The organism is Acinetobacter sp. OYA S30 (assembly GCF_033599315.1).
GTDB lineage: Bacteria > Pseudomonadota > Gammaproteobacteria > Pseudomonadales > Moraxellaceae > Acinetobacter > Acinetobacter baumannii.
This window is the reverse complement of record NZ_JAWVAV010000108.1, coordinates 1-1,387: the sequence shown is the minus strand read 5'-3', so window position 1 is coordinate 1,387 and position 1,387 is coordinate 1. Positions and strand designations below refer to the sequence as shown.

Annotated in this window: 1 rRNA gene; it reads right to left on the bottom strand. The window is 53.3% G+C overall.

Annotated elements, in window-relative coordinates:
- Nucleotides 1-1,387, bottom strand: a 23S ribosomal RNA gene (locus tag R5R67_RS19320); the annotation flags it as partial.

Here is a 1,387-nt window from a genome sequence, read left to right as displayed (position 1 = left end):
TCCCTAAGGATAACCCCATCAATTAACCTTCCGGCACCGGGCAGGCGTCACACCGTATACGTCCACTTTCGTGTTTGCACAGTGCTGTGTTTTTAATAAACAGTTGCAGCCAGCTGGTATCTTCGACTGATTTCAGCTCCATCCGCGAGGGACTTCACCTACATATCAGCGTGCCTTCTCCCGAAGTTACGGCACCATTTTGCCTAGTTCCTTCACCCGAGTTCTCTCAAGCGCCTTGGTATTCTCTACCTGACCACCTGTGTCGGTTTGGGGTACGATTTCGTGTTACCTGATGCTTAGAGGCTTTTCCTGGAAGCAGGGCATTTGTCACTTCAGCACCGTAGTGCCTCGTCATCACGCCTCAGCCTTGACTCTCCGGATTTGCCTGGAAAGTCAGCCTACACGCTTAAACCGGGACAACCGTCGCCCGGCCGACATAGCCTTCTCCGTCCCCCCTTCGCAGTAACACCAAGTACAGGAATATTAACCTGTTTCCCATCGACTACGCCTTTCGGCCTCGCCTTAGGGGTCGACTCACCCTGCCCCGATTAACGTTGGACAGGAACCCTTGGTCTTCCGGCGAGCGGGCTTTTCACCCGCTTTATCGTTACTTATGTCAGCATTCGCACTTCTGATACCTCCAGCATGCCTCACAGCACACCTTCAACGGCTTACAGAACGCTCCCCTACCCAACAACACATAGTGTCGCTGCCGCAGCTTCGGTGCATGGTTTAGCCCCGTTACATCTTCCGCGCAGGCCGACTCGACCAGTGAGCTATTACGCTTTCTTTAAATGATGGCTGCTTCTAAGCCAACATCCTGGCTGTCTGAGCCTTCCCACATCGTTTCCCACTTAACCATGACTTTGGGACCTTAGCTGGCGGTCTGGGTTGTTTCCCTCTTCACGACGGACGTTAGCACCCGCCGTGTGTCTCCCGTGATAACATTCTCCGGTATTCGCAGTTTGCATCGGGTTGGTAAGCCGGGATGGCCCCCTAGCCGAAACAGTGCTCTACCCCCGGAGATGAGTTCACGAGGCGCTACCTAAATAGCTTTCGGGGAGAACCAGCTATCTCCCGGTTTGATTGGCCTTTCACCCCCAGCCACAGGTCATCCGCTAATTTTTCAACATTAGTCGGTTCGGTCCTCCAGTTAGTGTTACCCAACCTTCAACCTGCCCATGGCTAGATCACCGGGTTTCGGGTCTATACCCTGCAACTTAACGCCCAGTTAAGACTCGGTTTCCCTGCGGCTCCCCTATACGGTTAACCTTGCTACAGAATATAAGTCGCTGACCCATTATACAAAAGGTACGCAGTCACCCCATAAAGAGGCTCCCACTGCTTGTACGTACACGGTTTCAGGTTCTTTTTCACTCCCCTCGCC